Source organism: Paenibacillus sp. FSL H8-0537 (genome assembly GCF_038051995.1).
Taxonomy (GTDB): Bacteria; Bacillota; Bacilli; order Paenibacillales; family Paenibacillaceae; genus Pristimantibacillus.
This window is the reverse complement of the sequence record NZ_CP150290.1, coordinates 1,937,330-1,956,743: the sequence shown is the minus strand read 5'-3', so window position 1 is coordinate 1,956,743 and position 19,414 is coordinate 1,937,330. Positions and strand designations below refer to the sequence as shown.

General features: G+C 51.1%; 20 protein-coding genes. 10 read left to right on the top strand and 10 right to left on the bottom strand.

Annotated elements, in window-relative coordinates; all coding sequences use genetic code 11:
• Positions 1-176: 176 nt before the first annotated feature.
• The 5 genes from MHB80_RS08210 to MHB80_RS08190 form a co-directional block, all read right to left on the bottom strand.
• Complete coding sequence (locus tag MHB80_RS08210; protein ID WP_341281692.1) at positions 177-1,253, bottom strand: acetyl-CoA carboxylase carboxyltransferase subunit alpha; 1,077 nt, start codon at positions 1,251-1,253, stop codon at positions 177-179.
• A complete protein-coding gene (gene accD / locus MHB80_RS08205; protein WP_341281691.1) occupies positions 1,243-2,115 on the bottom strand; it encodes an acetyl-CoA carboxylase, carboxyltransferase subunit beta in 873 nt (290 codons plus the stop codon). Before accD ends, MHB80_RS08210 begins: the two co-directional genes overlap by 11 nt.
• Before the next feature lie 40 nt (positions 2,116-2,155).
• Entirely contained in the window at positions 2,156-2,344 is a 189-nt protein-coding gene (locus MHB80_RS08200; protein ID WP_046229439.1) for a hypothetical protein, read from the bottom strand.
• 98 nt (positions 2,345-2,442) lie between these two features.
• Positions 2,443-2,943, bottom strand: coding sequence for a phosphatidylglycerophosphatase A (locus tag MHB80_RS08195; RefSeq protein ID WP_341281690.1), 501 nt, complete (start codon positions 2,941-2,943; stop codon positions 2,443-2,445).
• 310 nt (positions 2,944-3,253) lie between these two features.
• Positions 3,254-6,922 carry a DNA polymerase III subunit alpha gene (locus tag MHB80_RS08190; RefSeq protein ID WP_341281689.1) on the bottom strand — a complete coding sequence of 1,223 codons (3,669 nt, stop codon included), beginning with the start codon at positions 6,920-6,922 and terminating at the stop codon, positions 3,254-3,256.
• Between the two features lie 126 nt (positions 6,923-7,048).
• Here MHB80_RS08190 and MHB80_RS08185 point away from each other — a divergent pair, with 126 nt between their 5' ends.
• The 3 genes from MHB80_RS08185 to MHB80_RS08175 all read left to right on the top strand — a co-directional run bounded on the left by MHB80_RS08185 (position 7,049) and on the right by MHB80_RS08175 (position 8,331).
• On the top strand, positions 7,049-7,375 hold the full coding sequence (locus MHB80_RS08185; RefSeq protein ID WP_338556630.1) for a YtrH family sporulation protein: 327 nt from the start codon (positions 7,049-7,051) through the stop codon (positions 7,373-7,375).
• 3 nt (positions 7,376-7,378) lie between these two features.
• Entirely contained in the window at positions 7,379-7,894 is a 516-nt protein-coding gene (locus tag MHB80_RS08180; RefSeq protein WP_341281688.1) for a hypothetical protein, read from the top strand.
• Positions 7,895-8,034: 140 nt separating this feature from the next.
• Positions 8,035-8,331 (top strand): YtpI family protein, encoded by a 297-nt coding sequence (locus MHB80_RS08175; protein WP_341281687.1) that lies wholly within the window; start codon positions 8,035-8,037, stop codon positions 8,329-8,331.
• A 62-nt stretch (positions 8,332-8,393) separates the two neighbouring features.
• Here the strand turns inward: MHB80_RS08175 and MHB80_RS08170 are convergent, their stop codons facing one another.
• Together MHB80_RS08170 and MHB80_RS08165 are read right to left on the bottom strand one after the other, a co-directional pair.
• The gene (locus MHB80_RS08170; protein ID WP_341281686.1) at positions 8,394-9,734 is read right to left on the bottom strand and encodes a DRTGG domain-containing protein; all 1,341 of its coding nucleotides are present in this window, start codon (positions 9,732-9,734) and stop codon (positions 8,394-8,396) included.
• A gap of 34 nt (positions 9,735-9,768) precedes the next feature.
• Entirely contained in the window at positions 9,769-10,257 is a 489-nt protein-coding gene (locus tag MHB80_RS08165; RefSeq protein ID WP_341281685.1) for a hypothetical protein, read from the bottom strand.
• Between the two features lie 180 nt (positions 10,258-10,437).
• Here MHB80_RS08165 and MHB80_RS08160 point away from each other — a divergent pair, with 180 nt between their 5' ends.
• Positions 10,438-10,785, top strand: a complete 348-nt coding sequence (locus MHB80_RS08160; RefSeq protein WP_341281684.1) for a helix-turn-helix transcriptional regulator — start codon at positions 10,438-10,440, stop codon at positions 10,783-10,785.
• A gap of 70 nt (positions 10,786-10,855) precedes the next feature.
• Here MHB80_RS08160 and MHB80_RS08155 read toward each other — a convergent pair whose 3' ends face one another.
• Both MHB80_RS08155 and MHB80_RS08150 read right to left on the bottom strand, forming a co-directional pair.
• Complete coding sequence (locus MHB80_RS08155) at positions 10,856-11,137, bottom strand: hypothetical protein (RefSeq protein WP_341281683.1); 282 nt, start codon at positions 11,135-11,137, stop codon at positions 10,856-10,858.
• Between the two features lie 68 nt (positions 11,138-11,205).
• Complete coding sequence (locus MHB80_RS08150) at positions 11,206-11,541, bottom strand: YlbF family regulator (protein ID WP_341281682.1); 336 nt, start codon at positions 11,539-11,541, stop codon at positions 11,206-11,208.
• Between the two features lie 150 nt (positions 11,542-11,691).
• Between MHB80_RS08150 and MHB80_RS08145 the strand changes: the two genes are divergently transcribed.
• Genes MHB80_RS08145 through MHB80_RS08120 form a run of 6 tightly spaced genes read left to right on the top strand, consistent with a single transcriptional unit; the run spans position 11,692 to position 18,438 of the window.
• Positions 11,692-13,056, top strand: coding sequence for a YheC/YheD family protein (locus tag MHB80_RS08145; protein WP_341281681.1), 1,365 nt, complete (start codon positions 11,692-11,694; stop codon positions 13,054-13,056).
• 11 nt (positions 13,057-13,067) lie between these two features.
• Positions 13,068-14,255: a YheC/YheD family protein gene (locus MHB80_RS08140; protein ID WP_341281680.1), complete on the top strand. Its 1,188-nt coding sequence runs from the start codon at positions 13,068-13,070 to the stop codon at positions 14,253-14,255.
• Positions 14,252-15,628: a YheC/YheD family protein gene (locus tag MHB80_RS08135; protein ID WP_341281679.1), complete on the top strand. Its 1,377-nt coding sequence runs from the start codon at positions 14,252-14,254 to the stop codon at positions 15,626-15,628. Before MHB80_RS08140 ends, MHB80_RS08135 begins: the two co-directional genes overlap by 4 nt.
• The gene (locus MHB80_RS08130; RefSeq protein WP_341281678.1) at positions 15,628-16,782 is read left to right on the top strand and encodes a YheC/YheD family protein; all 1,155 of its coding nucleotides are present in this window, start codon (positions 15,628-15,630) and stop codon (positions 16,780-16,782) included. Before MHB80_RS08135 ends, MHB80_RS08130 begins: the two co-directional genes overlap by 1 nt.
• Complete coding sequence (locus tag MHB80_RS08125; RefSeq protein ID WP_341281677.1) at positions 16,782-17,291, top strand: GNAT family N-acetyltransferase; 510 nt, start codon at positions 16,782-16,784, stop codon at positions 17,289-17,291. Before MHB80_RS08130 ends, MHB80_RS08125 begins: the two co-directional genes overlap by 1 nt.
• Positions 17,248-18,438, top strand: a complete 1,191-nt coding sequence (locus MHB80_RS08120) for a YheC/YheD family protein (RefSeq protein ID WP_341281676.1) — start codon at positions 17,248-17,250, stop codon at positions 18,436-18,438. The genes MHB80_RS08125 and MHB80_RS08120 overlap by 44 nt, the downstream gene beginning before the upstream one ends.
• A 71-nt stretch (positions 18,439-18,509) precedes the next feature.
• Here MHB80_RS08120 and MHB80_RS08115 read toward each other — a convergent pair whose 3' ends face one another.
• Complete coding sequence (locus MHB80_RS08115; protein WP_341281675.1) at positions 18,510-19,190, bottom strand: HAD hydrolase-like protein; 681 nt, start codon at positions 19,188-19,190, stop codon at positions 18,510-18,512.
• Between the last annotated feature and the right edge of the window lie 224 nt (positions 19,191-19,414).

Below are 19,414 nucleotides of genomic sequence, written 5' to 3'. Positions count from 1 at the left end.
TAGTTGATCTTCTTTTAAAAATATAAGAATTTATAAGTTGTTCACATATAAATAGGCTTATATTTCTCGGGCTGAAACGCGCTGTTCCGCCATAGGACGGCGAAAGCCGTTTCACCTTGACCACAACTTAAATTACACGATTACGAGCAGCTTGTACAGTATAAAATATTTGTAAACTATACCTGCGCCGATTCCGGCTGCACTGCTTTCTCGGTGCTTGGTTCTCCGCTTGCTGCCGCAGCCTCGGTAGGCTCGTCCGCCAGCTCAGCGGTTTGCTGCTCTTCTGCCAGCGTCTGCTGGGCAATCTGGAACTTGCCGATTTTGCGGAATTTGCTGTAGCGGTCTTCTTTCAGCTCTTCCGGAGTCATGGCGCGAAGCTCCTGCAAATGGCTCCACAGCTTGGCTTTCAAGTGCTCTGCTGTAAAAGCCAGATCACGATGCGCACCACCCTGCGGCTCCTCTACAATGTCCTCGATGACTTCAAACGCGAGTAAATCCTTGGCTGTAATCTTCATCGCTTCTGCGGCCTGATCAGCTTTCGATGCATCCTTCCAGAGAATCGAGGCTGCTCCATTCGGCGAAATCGCAGAATAGATCGCATTTTCCAGCATCAGCACCCGGTTGCCTACGCCAAGCGCAAGTGCGCCACCGCTGCCACCTTCGCCAATAACGACGCAAATGATCGGTACGCCGAAACTAGCCATCTCCCGCAAATTACGGGCAATTGCTTCCGATTGGCCCCGTTCCTCAGCAGTATTGCCAGGATAAGCGCCTTTCGTATCAATAAAAGTAATAATCGGACGGTTAAATTTATTGGCTTGCTGCATGAAGCGCAGCGCCTTGCGAAAACCTTCCGGGTGGGGACTTCCGAAGAAACGGGCGATGTTATCGCGCGTATCCTTGCCGCGCTGGTGTCCGACAATCGTTACCGGTACGCCGTTCAGCTTGGCAAGTCCGCCTACGATAGCCAAATCATCGGCAAACAGGCGGTCGCCATGCAGCTCGATGAAATCGGTAAACACCGCCTGAATGAAATCCAGCGTCGTGGGACGCTGTTGATGGCGCGCTACATGCATTTTTTGCGCGGGGGTCAGCTCCTGGTACATTTCCTGTTCCAGCTGCTTGCAGCGCTCCTCAAGCCGGGCAATTTCCTCGGAAAAATCCATGCCATTGCCAGCCGCGAGCGTTTCCAGCGTTTTTATCTTTTCTCTTAAATCACTGAGCGGTTTCTCGAACGGAAGCTCACCCGCCATTAGACAATCCCTCCCCTGCGGTATGCATATCAAGCAGTTTGGTCAGCATATGCTTCATGTCGTTACGGTGTACAACCATATCAAGCTGTCCATGCTGCAAATTGAATTCCGCCGTCTGGAAGTTGTCCGGCAGCTTCTGACGAATCGTCTGCTCGATTACAATGCGGCCTGCGAAGCCTACTAACGCGCCAGGCTCGGCCAAATTGTAGTCGCCAAGACTTGCGAAGCTCGCCGAGACGCCACCCATCGTTGGATCGGTGAATACCGAGATAAACAAGCCGCCCGCTTCATGAAGCTTCGAGAGCGCTGCGCTTGTTTTGGCCATTTGCATGAGGCTGAGAATGCTTTCCTGCATGCGTGCGCCACCCGATGTCGAGAAAATAATAAGCGGCAGGCGCTTTTCAAGCGCCGCTTCTACAGCCCGCGTTATTTTTTCCCCTACCACCGAGCCCATGCTGCCGCTGAAAAAGTCAAAGCTCATGACAGCGACAACGACAGGAAGACCGCCGATAGTTCCTTCGCCGGTAACAACTGCTTCACGCAAGTTCGGGTTCTTAGCCAGTTGCTGCTCCAGCTTGCTCGCATAACCTGGGAAACCAAGCGGATCTTCCGATACAAGATCGGTATCGTATTCCGTTAGCTGTCCTTCATCAAGCGTCATGGCAATGCGCTCCCAAGCCGAAAGGCGGAAGTGATAGCCGCAGGAGGAGCAGACCTTCAGATTCTTCTCCAGCTCTTTGCTGTATTGAATCGTTCCGCACCGCGTACACTTATTCATCAGTCCTTCTGGAATGTCGCGTTTAGGGCGCTCCGAAGGTACTGTCGCGTATTTCTTCTTCGTAAACAAGTCCTTTATTTGCACGTATGACACCTCTCAAGGCGCAATCGAATAAGGGAATCCATTACGGCTGAAACAAGGAGTTAAATACTTCTTGAACTTCCTCCAGCTCACCCGACGGCACCAATATTTCGAATTGCTGTTTAGACAGATTGACTGGACGGATCTTCACAAGAAATCCTTCTTCCGTAAGCCGTTTCTTGATATTCTCTGCGATTTTTGCTGTTGGCGCGATATAAATGACCGTCCACATTGTGGTACCTCCTGAAAACTTTGCTACGGGCAAAGTTTACATCTTAAACATAGCTAAGTCCCGTTAACAGGTCATATGATCTTATAATAGTATCATAATCATGGGGAATCGGGCAAATGGTATTGCTGCGCTTTCGGGTCCTGATGTGCAATTCTTGCTGAGGCCGCTGCCGCAAGTCCTGCTACGAGATCATCGAGGAACACATGAATATGCCGCCCCTTAAGATTAAGCTGACTTATAATGCCAGGCTTCACTTTATCCAAATAACCAAAACTCGTCAAGCCGATCATCCCGTACACATTCGTAATGCCAAGCGCCAGCGTCTCGTCCACGCCATACAGCGACTCGTCATTTTCCATAATCGCCTGAAGCGGCTCGGGCAATAACTTGCGCTCCGCAAGCTCGTCTAGTGCGATGCCCGTATATAAAACATACTGCACCTCTCGCTTGCCCAGTACAGCCCGGACGCTATCCTCGCATTCCTTCATGCATAAGCTCGCATTGTAGGGCCGCTGCAGTGTATATACAATTTCAGCAATATCATCAACCTTCACTCCACGCTTGCCCAGCCACGCTTCAATTTTGGATGTCGAAGCCATGTCCATCCCTCCCATGCTTGTACGCTGCAATGCAGCGTAAGCAGCGGCAATGCGGATTTCGCGGCCCTATTAATGCTGCAGCCTTTCGCGGAAGCTGTATCCCTAAGCCCGCAAGCAGCAGCTGGCCTCCCGCATTTCTCCGCTTGTATCCCTAAATGTATGCGGATAACAGAAGATATGTGCATCATTTTGAATTCGCTTGCGGAGAGATCACATGGCTGGATGCGGTTAAAAATAGGGCTGGTCTTCGCTCTAGACAGCGAAGACCAGCCCTATGAGGGATCGCTATCCCATGTTTTGCTGCTTGCGCCTATTTGACGACGACCGCGCCTTCGCCGAACAGCTGCTCAATCTCGCCGAACAATTCCGGCGACGGCTTGACGCGGTAGCTGTCGCTAAGGGCGATCAGCTTCTGTTCGCGCTCGTAGAACAGAACGGTGTCCAGCTGGCCGGGGTGCTCGGCCAGCAGCTGCTTGAGCCGCTCCAGCGCGGCAAGCTGCTCGCGCGCGGCTGCGAGCTTGATGTAAACCCGCTGGCGCTTTCGCCCAGCGGGTTCCTGCCGCGGTGCCCGCGGCGGCAGCTGCTGCGCTTCGCCCGCAGCAGCAGTGCCGGGCCCGCGGCCCGCCGGGGCGGCTGGCGTTGCCGCCCGCGCCCCGCTCTGGCCCTGCCCGGACGGCTTCGCCTGCCCGGGACCGGGCCAAGCGCCTCTCGCGGCGCGGGCTTGCGCTTGCCGCAAGAGGCGCTGCGCCTGCTCTGCGAGCGGCGCCCCGGCCGCAGCAGCTCCGCCTGCAAGCGGCACAACATCCTCCAGGATGAGTTTAAACTCCTCATCCTGATGCTGCACGGTCGCCTGCACAATGGCGAGGCCTCCCTTTTCCAGCTTATCCCCGCAGCGTTTCCACACTGCCGGGAACACAACGGCTTCGACGCGGAGGATGCGATCCTCCAGCTCCAGAAAACCCATCGCATTGCCCTTCTTGTTCGTGAACGGCTTCAGCGACACAATGTGCACCGCCGCTACCGCCGGCGCTCCTTCCGCCGCATCCGCAAGCTCGAACAGCCGGTCGAGCCCAAGCGGCGCAAGCTGCTCCTCCACGGCGTCGAGCGGATGCCCGGACAAGTACATGCCTAGCAGCTCGCGCTCAAACTCCAGCTGCTCAGCTGTGGAGAACGGCCTGATATCCGGCAGCTCCACATCCCAGTTCTGCACCTCATCGAAGCCAAACAGCTCGATCTGCAGCTCAGCGCGCTCCTTGCGCCATTTCACCGCCGCCTCGACCGTCTCCTCCAGAGCACCGAGCAATTGCGCCCGGTGTCCCGGCAGCGAGTCGAAGGCTCCTGCTTGAATCAGCGACTCCAGCACGCGCTTGTTCACGACGCGCAAATCGACGCGGCGGCATAGGTCGAGCAAGCTCACAAACGGCTTGTCCTCCCGTTCCTTCCGCAGCGCTTCGATCGCCTGCGTACCAACATTTTTAACCGTCGCGAGCCCAAAGCGCACCGCTCCTTCAACTGGCGTGAACGTTACGCCGCTCTCGTTGACATCGGGCGGCAGCACCTGAATGCCCATTCGGCGGCATTCATCGACGTATTCCGCCGTTTTCCGCTGGTTGCCATTCACGGACGCCAGCATCGAAGCCATAAATGGTACCGGATAATGCGCCTTCAGCCATGCCGTTTGAAAAGCCAGTACACCGTAAGCAGCAGCATGCGCCCGCGGGAACCCATAGTCTGCGAAACGCACGATCATATCGTAAACGAGATTCGCCTCGTCCTCGCTGTAGCCCTGCGTCACGCTGCCCTTCACAAAATGCTCCCGCTGCTCATCCAGCACTTCGCGCTTTTTCTTGGAAACGGCACGGCGCAGCAAATCTGCTTCACCCAGCGAGAAACCCGCCATGCTGGAGGCAATCTGCATAATTTGCTCCTGATACACGATAATGCCATACGTATCAGCAAGAATCGGCTCTAGGGATGGATGAGGATATTCCACCTGTACCTCGCCATGCTTGCCTTGAATATATTTTGGAATAAATTCCATCGGACCAGGCCGATACAAAGCCAGGACCGATACGATATCTTCAAACTCCGACGCCTTCAAGTCCCGCAACACGCGGCGCACACCGGAAGACTCCAATTGGAAAATACCCGTCGTCTCGCCGCGGCCGAGCATCGCATACGTATCCGGGTCGTTGTCGGGAATCGTGCGAAAATCAATCGTCTCTCCGTACTGCTCCTTCACCCAATTCAGCGTCCGCTCCAAAATCGAAAGGGTGCGCAGTCCTAGAAAGTCCATCTTGAGCAGCCCAATCGCTTCCAGATGCTCCATTGAATATTGGGTCAAAACAGCCCCTTCGCCGCCCGCTTGCAGCGGCACATACTCCGTCAGCGGCTCGCTGGCAATAACAACTCCAGCCGCATGCGTAGAGGCATGGCGCGGCATGCCCTCTACCTTAAGCGCCATATCCAGCATCGCTGCCGTCTTAGGCAGGCGCTCCGCCGCCTCGCGCAGTCCCTCAGTCGTCCGCAGCGCCTCGGCAAGCGTAATGCCGAGCTGGCGCGGAATGAGCTTCGCCGCACGATCCACCTCGGCGAACGGCACATTCATCGCGCGTCCGACGTCGCGGACCGCTGCTTTCGCCGCCATTGTGCCGAACGTAATAATTTGGGCAACATGCCCTTCGCCATATTTTTTGGCGACATAGGCAATGACTTCATCCCGACGCTCATCATTAAAGTCGATATCAATATCGGGCATCGATATGCGCTCCGGATTTAGAAAACGCTCAAAGAGCAGCTTGTATTTTAGCGGATCTACGTCGGTGATTCGCAGTGTATAAGCAACCAGAGAGCCGGCTGACGACCCCCGTCCCGGGCCTGTACGAATGCCCTGCTCATGGGCAAAACGAATAAAATCCCAGACGATTAGAAAATAATCGCTAAAACCCATTTTTTCAATGACAGACAGCTCATAGGCTAGCCGCTGCTCAGCCTCCCGGCGGAAGTCCGGCTCCTGCGTCCACTCTGGCAGCAAGCTGTATCTCGCAAGCAGTCCTTCGCTGCATAGCTGCTGCAAATACCCTGCTGAGCTTGCCCCCTCTGGCACGGGATGAAATACCGGAAGCGGCGCCCGTCCAAAAGCCAGCTCCAGCGTACATTTGCCTGCGATGGCTGCCGTATTTGCAATAGCCTGCGGGACATGGCGGAATAGGGCAGCCATCTCTTCCCCGCTTTTTAAATACATTTGGTCCGTCTGCATTTTCATACGGTCCTCGTCATCGACGGATTTGCCCGTTCCAATGCAAATAAGCACATCCTGCATTTCCGCGTCAGCCGCAGTAATATAATGGACATCGTTCGTAACCGCCAGCTGAATGCCGGTTTCCCGTGCCAGCTCAATCATTGCTGCATTCACTTTTTTCTGCTCCAGCAAATGATGGTCCTGTAGCTCCAAATAAAAATCATCGCCGAAAATGTCCCGATACCGCTGTGCCGCCTTGCGCGCTTCCTCCGGACGGTCATGCAGCAAATGCTGCGAAACCTCGCCTCCAAGACAGGCACTCAGGCAGACGATGCCCTCCGCATGCTTAGCCAGCATTTCTGGATCGACGCGCGGCCGATAATGAAAGCCCTCCAAATGGGCAATCGAGCTCAGCTTCATGAGATTGCGATATCCGGTTTCATTTTTGGCAAGCAAAATTAAGTGATAGATCGGGTTTTCCTTGCGCGAGCCCTTCTCAAACCGCGAGCCTGCGGTCATATACATCTCACAGCCTACAATCGGCTTAATACCATGCTGCTGGCAGGCACGGATGAACGGAATAGCTCCATACATGACGCCATGGTCCGTAAGCGCCAGCGCCTTCATCCCCAGCTCCGCAGCGCGGGCTGTCAAATCGCGTATTCGCGCCGCGCCATCAAGCAGGCTATATTCACTATGAACGTGCAAATGCACGAATGGCGACTCATTAGCGGTCATTGCGCCTCGCCCCCTCAGGTGTTCCATCTCTATTTGTCTATTTTATCATAATCGCCAAGGCACCGCCCATACAATGATAATAGGAGCCGGACGGGCTCCACTTGGCGAAGAGAGCTGGTGAGCGAAGTGAATTATTTTTTGATGAAGGCAGGGCTCGATTTCTTTATTGCCTTTGGCGTCGTATTAGGCGGCTCAATGCTTGCTGGCATTGGATCAGTGTTTCTGCTGATGCCCCCCACCTCCATGATGGTCAATACAGCGGCAAATTTAAAAATATGGGCTATAGTAGCCGCAGTAGGCGGCTCCATTGATCCAATGCGTGTCATAGAAAGCAACATTATGGAGGGGCATCTGTCCCCCGCGGCACAGCAGGTCGGCTATATTATCGCTGCTTTTCTAGGGGCTCATATGGGCACAGAGCTAGTCAAGCTCATTTGCAAAGGGACGGGCTAAGCGATGCGGCTGCCCCCGTTTGAGCGATATGTGAAAGGGCTGCAAATGTTTGGCATGCTTCTGCTTGGCATGGTTGTCGGCGCGGTCGTTTACAACTCCCTCTATCAAGCACAATTCGAGGCGCTAGTCAGTCTTAAAAGCGAGCTCGAAATTCAATTGGAGCAGTACGAGCAGGACATTAACAACCTCAAGGATTTCAAGCATCAGCATACGGTCATTAAGAGCATTTTGCCGCGAATCGAGCTGGAAGCCGGGCAAAACGCAGGTCGCCCGCAGCTGGATAAAATGACGGAGGCCGATCTGATTCGGCGAATTAAAGCCGATCTTTCCGTGTTTATCGGGCAAAGCATTTACGAAATTGATTCCAATGCCCAGTTTGCAAGGAAGCTGCTAAGCAAGAGAGTTTACAACGATGTGCTGGAGAAGGATTACGAGGTCGAGGTAAAAACGATGCTTGTTGTCGAGAACGTGCTGCATCTGTGGATTAAAGTCCGCCTGCATGATCGCGGACCGAGCTAGAAGCGTGGTGAAAAAAGCAGTGCAGCATAAAGACATGCGCTGCACTGCTTCTGTTTTGGAAGGTATTCATGCTACAATAGCAGCAGAAATACGGAATAGAGCATCATCATTCCGCTTGCAAAGGAGCTGCTTTAAAACCAATGGACTCACTGATGCAATATTTATTTGCACCCGTCATCTTCCTCACCTTGCTGCTGACGGTTATTTTCAGCTACAGATCCCGCAGGGCCACTGATGGCGCAATGCGTATGCTGTACGGGGCTAGAATGAATATAAGCATGGGCATCATGCTCATATTTATTGCCGGCGTTCAGCTGTTTTTGTCCAATGAATCCACCGTGCGCATCGTTATCGGGACGCTATTCATGGTCATTGGCCTATTCAATCTTTTCGCTGGCCTGCGCAATCTCAGCATGCTGCGCACGACGCGCCGCTAATGAAAGGCAGCGGCGAACGCTGCGCTATTATAACTTAGCTTCATTGTCCGGCTGCTTTATGTTTAAGGATCAATCATCTGGGCTGACATCATCGCTTTCGCTGCCAGCCCGCCCCGATCCCACACTTCAATTTCCAGCTTCGTTGACTTGCGGCTCATCTCCATCGCCCGTGGTATAATCGTTATTTCACTGTCCATTTCAACCGGCTTAACAAAATAAGTCGTCATGCTCTCAAGCAAATAGTCGCGTTTCCCCGTCTCGCGAATCATTCTTCTGCCCGCCTGTGTCATAAGCGTAACGAGCACGCCTTCCGATATCATGCCAAGCGAACCTGACATTTGCGGCGTTACGACCCCTTTATAAACAAACTCGCCCGCTGCATCTTCGCTAGCCATAAATCTTGACCACATTAAATCATCGAACGTTTCGCCCGATTCCGGCTGTTTGCCCGCAAACCGGAGCGCATCAATTACCTGCTGGCGGCTAATGACACCAAGCAGTTTGCGATGCCGATCAACGATAGGCAGCAAATCGATTCCTTCCGCCGCCATCGTATGAGCAGCGGATGTAACGGTAATATTCGGTGCAGCCGTAATCGGATGGCGGGTCATCAGCTTATCCACGGTCTGCTCATCTAGTGCGCCGGATGCATCCTTTGCTGTCATCATGCCTATGACTTTACCACGGTCATCCACTACGGGAAACCGCGAATAACCTGTTCTGCGCCGCAACTCCTTGAAGCTGCCTGCCGTTTCACTCGGATGCAGCACATCGGCGGGCCTGCTGAACGTAACCAAATCTTCAATCAGCATCACTTTACGCTTAATAAGGCGGTCATACATAGCGCGGTTAATCATGGATGCAACGGTAAACGTATCATATCGCGAAGAGAGAATCGGCAGCCCCTTCTCATCAGCAAGCGCTTTAACCTCCTCGCTCGTCTCGAAGCCGCCTGTAATGAGCACGCCTGCTCCCTGCTCCAGCGCCCGCTTGTGCGCACCGATCCGATTGCCGACAATAAGCAGGCTGTCCTCATCAATATAACGTAGCATAGCATCAAGCTCCATAGCTCCAATGACGAACTTATGCAGCGTTTTCTCAAGGCCTGATGCGCCACCAAAAAGCTGGCCTTCTACAATTTCCGCCACTTCGCCGAACGTAAGCTGGTCAAGTGCTTCTTTTCTTTTACGGTCGATGCGTACCGTCCCAATTCGTTCCTTTGTGCTGACGAGTCCGGTTGCTTCCGCTTCTTTAATGGCTTTATAAGCTGTTCCTTCACTGACTCCCAGCGTTTTTGCAATCACTCTGACCGAGATTTTTGTTCCGATCTTCAGCTCTTGTATATGTGCAAGAATCAGTTCATGCTTGGTGCTGGTCTCTGAACCGGAACCGACTTTAGACACACCTGTACCTCCCTCTGGCTTTCAACACTGCTGGCTAACTATTAATGTTTTTATTATACCAATCCACCATAACGGCGGCGACCTTAAGTTTGGCGTCTATTTCCTGGCCCTGCTTATTCACAAATCTATATTTATCGAAAACAGGCTGCAATACACTCTTGCTTAAAGCCGTACTCATTCCTTCAATAATAAAAGCTTGCCAATCATAAACAATCGGTACGGAGTATCGCAGCTGATAGACAGGCACATCTGTCAGCTTAATCGATTGCTGCGGAATTTCCTCGTATACAGTGGAAAATAAAATTGAGGCCTTCTCGCTAAAAGGACGCGATGCCACTTCCGATTCCAAGCTGATTCGATACTCAACCAATTGCGAATGGGGCTCAACCCGGCAGCGCAAAATACCATGCGCAAGCAGCAGCTTCTCCTTTTTATGAAAAATCGTATAGCTCAATCGCACGTGGAAGCTTACTTGACGGTAATGCTGCTGCACTTTTCGGAAAAACTCAAATTCGTCTACCATCTTCCAATCCCCTTGTAAAAAGAACCTTTTAAGTAAAAAGAAGTTTAATAAGGACCATTTTACATAATTATAGTGAAGTCGAGTATTTTCGTCAATGACTTTAGTCATTATATTTAATAGGTTCTATAGAACGTTGTTGGTTGGCATCTAAAGCACTATCTTTAGGCTGAGGTGAACAATTTGAGTAAATTTGCCCGATACATTGGAGATAACATCCGCACACTACGCAAAATAAGAGGGCTTAGCCAGGAGCAGCTGGCGCTCAGAGCGGACATTAATGCTTCGTATATGGGGCAAGTCGAGCGAGGAGAGAAAAGTCCAACCGTCGATGTACTCGGCAAAATTGCCGCAGCGCTCGACTCTCCACTGGAACAGCTTGTTCATTTGGATGCTTCGCAGCAGACAAGCCCAGAAGACAATAGTTACGCTGACAAAATCGCCCATCAACTACATGGACTAACCGTCAAAGAACAAGAAGCGGTTTACAAATTCGTAAAGCAGCTCGTCCAGTTCAAAGAATTGGATTAATGATTAAAAAAACAAATAGGGCTCAGCGACCATCGCTGGGCCTTATTTGTTTTTGTTTCGTTATTGCTAGCTAGCCACTGGCGCCCCGCCTAGCAACGACCTGCTGCAGCTTGCTCTCCAGCGCCTGGCGTTTGGCACGTTTAATGCGCCGCATCTGCTGCCTCCTCGCTTCGCCTTGCATCAGCGCATCAATTTGCGCCGCCACAATGACTAGCGAAAAGACCAGCCAGACGATGCCGAACAGGCTTGTCCCGCTCCATGGAGCGCCCAAATCCAGTCTTGGTACCCCGTAGACTAGCATCGCAACCGCAGCTAGCAAATATAATACATGACGGCTCCTGCCTTTTCTCATATTCCTCAGCTCCTCTGTAGCACTCCTCACATTATATGAGGCAAGGACGAGGGATATGACCGCAGGCGTTAATCAACGATGGATTTTAGCACATCGGACATAATGCGGTTTATGTCCTCAAAAACGATGGAGAAGCGGCGCTCAGCCTCCATCAAGCCGCTGACGAGCGGATTCAGCGAAATGACCTCGTACAGCTTGTTCAGCGTATCCATATCGGCAGCGGAAGGCTCCTCGCCCGCCATCATTTTCTGCTGCAGCTCGTTTTGGCGCTCGCGAAAGTTATCAAGCAGCCCTTTTGCATCGGGATCAGCGTCTGCAGCATGCTTTGCTTCCTTCAGCAAACGTGCTTCCTCGCTATCCTTTAACGCTTTGGCCAGTTCATACGTTTTGTCGTATACATTCATGGCTTTTCCCCTCCATTGATTTGCTTAAACAGCTGTTAGTATCTAATCACCAAGGGATAGATGTCCTCATATGATGAATTAATTCGTGCAAAACACCCAGCGGCTCTTAACCCGCTTGCCGGAATCCTCCTGCTTGGAAGGAGATTTACGATGCTCAAATCGAAAGTAGCCGTCCAGGTTATCAGCTCAGGCATGCTCGCCGAGGATACGCTCATGCTGGGCGAGGCCTATATGAAACAGTGGAAAATCCCTCAGGGCCAGCCTGTAGCGATGACTTTCGGCTCACTTAAGCAACATGTCAAAGTATTACCCGTCGCACGTTATGATGGCATTCGAATTAGCCAGAGCCTAGCACGCAAAATGGGCATTGCGAATGGCGCTGCATTAAGAATCAACTATAAATCCGGATCAGCAACACTTTCACTCGGCCCGCTTATCGGTATTCTGATCAGTAGGGATTATCCAGGGACACCCGATAAGCCGTTCGGTTCTATCACCATGTTCTGCAAAGAGCTGGTTGATGGCTGTGCCGCGCAAGGCGGGCATGTGTGTTTCTTCACTCCCGGCCAAATTACTGGCGAGCAGCAAACCGTGGAAGGCTGGATCTATGCGGGTGGCTGGCAAAGGGCGTCGCTTCCCATTCCAAATGTGATTAACAATCGACTTACTTCCCGAAAACTAGAGAACAAACCCAGCGTACAACATTTTTTCAAAGAAGTAAAATCCAGGTTTCAGACGACTGTTTTCAATGAAAAGTTTCTTGATAAAACGGAAGTATTCGAAGCACTCAAGAAGGATGAAGCTGCCCTCCGCTATTTGCCAGAGTCCTATTCACTGCGCAGCTTCGCCACCCTTAAAGGCATGTGCAGCAAACACGCCAACATCTTTTTGAAGCCTGTCAGAGGAAGCCTTGGCAAAGGGATCATCCGAGTATCAAAGACTGAAAACGGCGGTTACCAAGCCCAATTTACTACAACGACAGGCTCGCGGAAGCAGCTTTATCCTAACCAGCTCAAACTGTATTCCGCCATCTCTGCGAAAATGAAAACCGTCCGCTATCAGGTACAACAAGGCCTCCAGCTGATTGAAATCCAGAAACGGCCCGTCGACTTCCGGGCACTTGTACAGAAAAATGTCAGCGGCAAATGGAAAATCACTTCGATTGTTGCCCGGACAGCTGGCGGTCAGCATTTTGTTTCCAACCTCGCAAGAGGCGGCACATTAAGTACCGTTAGCGAGGCGATTTCCAAATCCAACCTGACGAGCGGCCGAGCGGATGCCTCGAGCAGGCTGCAGCAAGCAGCGCTCCTCATTGCCAAAGGGATTGAGACGCATATCCCCGCCCATTTCGGTGAGCTCGGCATCGATCTGGCTATTGATGCAAGCGGCAGAGTATGGCTGCTGGAGGTCAACTCCAAGCCTTCCAAAAATGACAATACGCCACTGAATGATAACAAAATTCGTCCATCCGTTCGCATGGTTATTCAATATTCCCGATTTTTATCGGGCTTCTAGCGGAGGCGCCTATGACAGCAGAAGGCATGACGATTGGGTTATATGTTGCTTCCATTGAGATGCATGCCCCCCAGGAGGAGCCGAAGCTTCCCGAACCTGCCTTTTACAAGCAGCTTGCGGAAACCGCTAGAAGGAAAAAGATTGATCTTTACGTCTTTTCTCCCTGCGAATTTAACGTAGATAACGGCCAGCTTCAGGGCTATCGTTTTCTAAATGAGCGCTGGGAGAAGGGCATCTGCAAGCTGCCCGATATTATTTACGATCGGCGCTTCTGCAAAAATACAGAAGAGCAGCTTGCCTGTCGCAGCGCTCTGCAGGCTATTGCAGCCCGCAAGCCGCACATCATTTTGAACGGCAGCCTCCCCTCCAAGTTGGACGTTTACGAGGCGCTTGCGAATGATGAGCGTATCCAGCCGCTGCTGCCGGCTACCCAGCGTTATAGCCATGGCGCTATGCTGCGCAGCCGCCTCTCAGCTCCAGGCTCTGGGCTGTTTCTCAAGCCCGCCTCAGGCATGCAGGGCAAAGGCGCATTGCTGCTCCAGCGTCATGCTGCCGACTACTGGTCCGTCTCAGGGCGCAGCAAAAGTAATCTCTCCTTTCAGAAGCGGCTATGCAGTCAGGATGCTCTGGAGCAATGGCTAGCCAAGTTTATCGGGACTGCCAGCTATATTATTCAGCCGTATTTGCAGCTCCAGCTAAAAACGGGCGAACCTTTCGATATAAGGGCTTTGGTACAGAAAGATGCGTTAGGCCTCTGGCAAGTAACGGGCCTTGCAGCCCGCTGCGGACAGACCGGCTCGATCACCTCCAACCTGCACGGTGGGGGCGGAGTCAGGTCTGCGAAGGAACTGCTTATAGCTGAATACAGCGAAGCGGTAAATGATCATCTATTGAAGCAAATTCACGAAATAAGCCTGTATGCAGCAGTACAGCTTGAACAGAGATTCGGCAGACTTGCTGAGCTTGGACTTGATTTTGGCATTGAGCAGGGCAGACGATTATGGCTTCTGGAAGCGAACTCCAGACCAGGAAGATCGGCGTTTAGGCGACTTGGCCTTGAGGGATGTGCTGCACAATCTCTTGAGCGGCCACTAGGCTATGCCCAAATGCTGGCCCACCGTCTCCATACGCCGTTAATTACTCCATCACCCGTATTAGACCGTTCTCGGTATGACAACGTTCAGGAGGTTCTTCCATGAGTTTGACAACTTGCAACGTACACTTTTCCCAACAAACCGATCGAGTCGTCTATCTGTCCAGTCCGCTTCTTAAAGAACTGAAGCTGTCAGGCAAAAAAACGATGCACCTCAAGCTAGGTAGAGAAGTCATTACCGCTGCCATCCGCCCAGTCAAGCGCCAAGGCAACCATCTGTATTTATCGGCGGGCGTCCGCCAGTCTATCAAAGTACCGAAGACTGGCAATATTTATTTGCTTCAATCTGGAAATAATGAAATTCAGCTTGGACCCTTGGTCGGCATCTTAAGCGATATTGGATCCCCTTCCTCTGATAGTGCGCCATTTGGCGCAAGAACCGGCTTCATTAAGCAAGTCATCCGGTCGGGAGAGCGCAAAGCGTATCTGTTCGGCTTTACTCCAAACGACATCAACTGGCAGCAGGAAACCGTCAATGGCTACTTTTTGAACGCCCAAGGCAATTGGTATCGCAAAACGGTGCCGCTTCCTGACGTTGTGTACAATCGGCTTCCCAGCCGAAAAGCGGAAACCTCGACCATGATCAGCTCGCTGCGCGAGCGGTTTGTTAGGAAGAAAATCCCATTTTTTAACTGGAGCTTTTTCAATAAATCAGATGTCTATAAATTGCTCGATAAAGACCCAGAAGCCTTGCAGCATTTGCCTGAATCGGTGTCGGGTCCTACACCGGATAAAATCAAGGAGATGCTTGAAGAGCATCAATTCTTATATTTCAAGCCTACAGCCGGCAGCCTTGGCATCGGCATTTATCGCTTGACCTACCATCCTAAGCGGGGCTATTTCGCAAGGTACCGCAAAGGAAATCAAAATGTGCTGCTGCGCTTTACGAACTTCCAGAGCATGATCCGCATGCTGCATGCCCGCCATGGCAGCTCTCTAAATAACTATGTCGTCCAACAGGGAATACGGCTCGCCGAAATTGACGGCTGTCCGCTTGATTTCCGTTTTCATATGCATAAAAATGGCCAGAACGAATGGGTGCCCGCAGGAATTGGCGCAAAAAAAGCCGGACGGGGCAGCGTCACTACCCACGTCAAAAACGGCGGCTCCCTCATGACACCGCAGCAGGCGCTAAGCCGGACCTTCGGCAGCGAAGCCGCCGATGTGCTGGACAAAGCGAAACAAGTAGCCATCAACCTTTCCGAAGCCATTGAACGCAACTATCCTCACCGTCTTGGCGAACTGGGGCTTGATATCGGCATCGATAAAAATAGCGAGATATGGATGTTTGAGGCCAATGCCAAGCCTGGACGTTCTATTTTCAAGCATCCTTCCTTAAAATCGGAAGGTCGCGCCTCACTAGATTATATTATTGAACATTGCCTGTACCTCAGCAAGTTCCAAGGGGGTGACAGCTGATGGAGCAGCTGATTAAAGAGCAGGAATCAACAGCGGAGATCCGGGCCGGAAGGCCCGTACTCGCTATTTTGACCATAGAGGATGATATCCAGCTATTTCGTGGCAACCGCAGTAATTTTGCTGATTTAATTCGTGTAGGCCGTGAGCAGGGTTTTATCGTTTATGTGCTTACTGCAAAAAACTTATATTTAAGCCGTACCAGTCTGAAGGGCTTTATTTTTGACGAGCAGCAGGAAATATGGCAGCAGCGTCTGCTCCCCTTTCCAGACATCATTTACAATCGCATCCCTCAACGGGAGGATGAGCTGCTGCCAGCCGTCAAAAACAAAATCAATGCTTGTATTAAAGATCCAAGGGTGACATTATTCAATCCCTTTTTTTTCAACAAGTGGCATTTATTCGAATGGCTTCGCCAATCCAAAACAACTAAGCCCTACATCCCATTGACCCGCAAGTTAATGTCCCTCTCCGGACTGGGCAAAATGATGCAAAAACATTCCTTTTTATATTTGAAGCCAGAAAGCGGCAAAGCAGGCAAAGGCATCATGACCATTACCGTTAAAGCCGAGAAACAGCTGCCCTTTCGTTTGAAAATCCAGGAGGAGCGCAAAAGTGCTACCTATAATTGCGCCACGATAACGAAGCTGTGGAGCCGTATCCAAAAGCAAAGCGCAGGCGAGGCCTACATCGCACAGCAGGGTATACAGCTTGCTTCCTTCAATGACCGCCGCTTCGATCTCCGTGCGCTTGTACAGAAGAACAGTAATGGCAGATGGGAAATGACGGGAATCGGCGCAAGGGTCGCCGGCTCCTCAAGCATTACAACTCATGTGCCTCGGGGCGGAATGATCGAAGATCCTGAAAAGCTGCTCATTAGTTCTTTTAATGTAGAACAGGCGCGTAGAATACTTTTGAAAGCCAAACGCACCGCCTTGCTGATTGCGAGGCAAATCGAGCGTGCCTCTGGGCAAACGCTTGGCGAAATGTCGATGGATCTTGGAATAGACAGCTCGGGCAGCGTTTGGTTTTTCGAGGCCAACTCCAAACCAATGAAGTTCGACGAGCCTCATATTCGCCAAAAATCGCTGGAGCGTATTTTTCAATACGGATTATATTTAACAAATAAAAAAGCAAGCAAGGTAGGAGGCGCATAATGATGGAAGTGCAGCTGCTCACTCCACAACAATGGAACAGCTATCGCAAGCGACTGGCTGACTTTGCTGTTCAGTATAGCGATAAAAGGCTGACAGCTGCCTCCATTCAGGCCTTTCGCGCCCTGGATTCTGCCCAGCTCATCACATCAGTTGAAACTGGCTATTCCGAGGCAGCCGTTTCAATCGCCAGGCAAGGCTCGCGGTTACTTGGCGTGGGCTTCGCAGCAAATGGCGATAAGCATAAGCAGGAATGCTTTTACGTCGTCCAACCAGAAGCCCGCGAACTTGGGGTCGGAACGGCTGTCGCTCGGAGTCTGATTAGCAGATTGGGCCATTTAACTTGTCATGTAGCGGTCGACAATGTCCCAAGCATGGCGCTCTGCTTCCGCCTTGGAATGGAAGCAGTATCTATGTTCACCGGACCGACCGGCAAGCCGACGCTCCGTTTTGAAAGGAGAACTCCTAATGACGCAGCCTGTACTCGGAATATTGACTTTATATCTCAATGAGAACGGTTTGCTTGAAGAACGAGATATTTACCGTAAAATGACGACTGCTGGCCGAAAGCTGGGTCTCGACATTATTATTTTCACCCCTCAAGACGTCAACTACAAACAAAATCGCATCCATGCTTTAATTTATAATGAGGCGTCCAAAAAATGGTCGCGAAAATGGACTGCATTTCCACACATGATTTTTGACCGCTGTCGCATTCAACGTACTTATCGGTTCGATCAACTGCTGCATTTCCGATCCCGTTATAGTCACCTCAACTTCCTTAACCGTCCGCTTCGCAACAAGTGGACGATACACCGAACGTTGATAAAGGACTCCCGATTTAAAAGCTATCTTCCTGCAGCACGCATTGCAGAAAGTGCCCAGGTCGTATCCGAGATGCTGCGCAAATATCCGCTTATTTACCTTAAACCGATTAACGGCACAGGCGGCAGAGGCATTTTGCGTATTGAGCGAAAAAAAAGCGGAAACCTTCTGATTCAAGGCCGCGACCAAGCAAGACGAATTATTAGTCCGCAAAAAATAAACGCTGCCTCCTTAAACGGTTATTTATCCGCATGGGATTTAAAAGGTACACGTTACATTGCCCAGCAGGGCATCCACCTCAAGCTTCCAAGCGGACGCGTGCATGATTACCGGATGCTCGTCCAAAAAAACGGAGAAGGCGTTTGGAGTGTAACAGGCTGTGCAGGCAGAGTAGGGCCTTCTGGCAGTGTAACTTCCAATCTTCACGGAGGTGGCCATGCCGTTCCCATGACTGAACTGCTGCAGCAGTGGGTAAGCGATGCCTCACTCGTTAAAGATATTGAGGCTGACGCCGAACAATTCAGCATTAATGTCGCCAAACATCTCGAGCAGGTTTATGGGCGGCTTTGTGAGCTTGCTCTCGATCTGGCTATTGACCGCAAGGGCCAAATCTGGCTGCTTGAGGTCAATCCTAAACCTGCAAGGGAGGTTTTCGCCCAAGCGGGCGAGAAAGAAGCTTATAACCAAGCGATTATTAAACCTCTAGAATATGCCCTATGGCTTTATCGGCAGAAAAAATCCGGAAAAGCCAAAAATACCATTACGAATACCAACAACAGCAATTTGACCCATATGGACGGCTTAAGCAAATCCACGACCGATTCCGCCAAATGATTCACATAAAAAAGAACCTGGCTTTGACGTCCATATAGACGCCATTTCCAGGTTCTTATTATTTCATTTCATTACCCCTCATCTAACAGCTCAACGATGTCCGGCAACTTGGCGATCAGCACATCTGCTCCCACAAGTTCGGCATCCCGTCCATAGCTTGCATAAGCACAGCCAATTACTTTAAGTCCATTTGCTTTTCCCGCTTCCACATCAGAAGAACGGTCTCCAACCATCCATGCCGTTTCAAATTGATGATCATTCAACAATTGAGCAACCAAATCCACTTTGGTCGCCGTCTGGTATTCCCCTGCACTATACAACCCGTCGAACAAATCGTATATGCCCTTGTAGCGAGCTACCCCGCGCACATATTCTTCCAGTCCGTTACTGGCTACGAACAATTTGATACCATGCCCCTTAAGCTTTTTCAACATTTCCTCCGCTTGAGGATACAATCTACCCTCTCCTGCTTCCAGCTGTTCCAGCTCATAGCGCAGCATGAGCTCATCAGCACGCCTATGGGCCTCCTCTGAGCCATCAGGCATTACTTTTCGCCATATATCTTCCAGCAACATGCCGAGGCAGCTGAGCAGCCGCTCAATTGGCGGTGTTGGCTGATTGTAAAGTCCTTCTTCACGCAGAGTTTGAAACAATCGCTCGTGAACAGATATTAGTAGTGTATCCGTCTCAAACAACGTGCCATCCATATCAAAAATAACCGCTTCCGGCTTCGTCCATTTCGCTCCAGCCATATGTAAGTGCCTCCTCGAATTGTGTGTCCTTATCATACTAATTATGCAAAGCCCCCGCAACTCCCCGCTCATTCTATCATTGGTTCAATAGCTTGCTGTTTTTGTTGCTTACAGACATTATCCCCTTAGCTCAGAAAACTTTTTCTATCAACCGACCTAACTAATTGACTTCACGTCATAACTTCGATAAAATAAGAACATAAGTTCCCATTAATGAGAGGTGA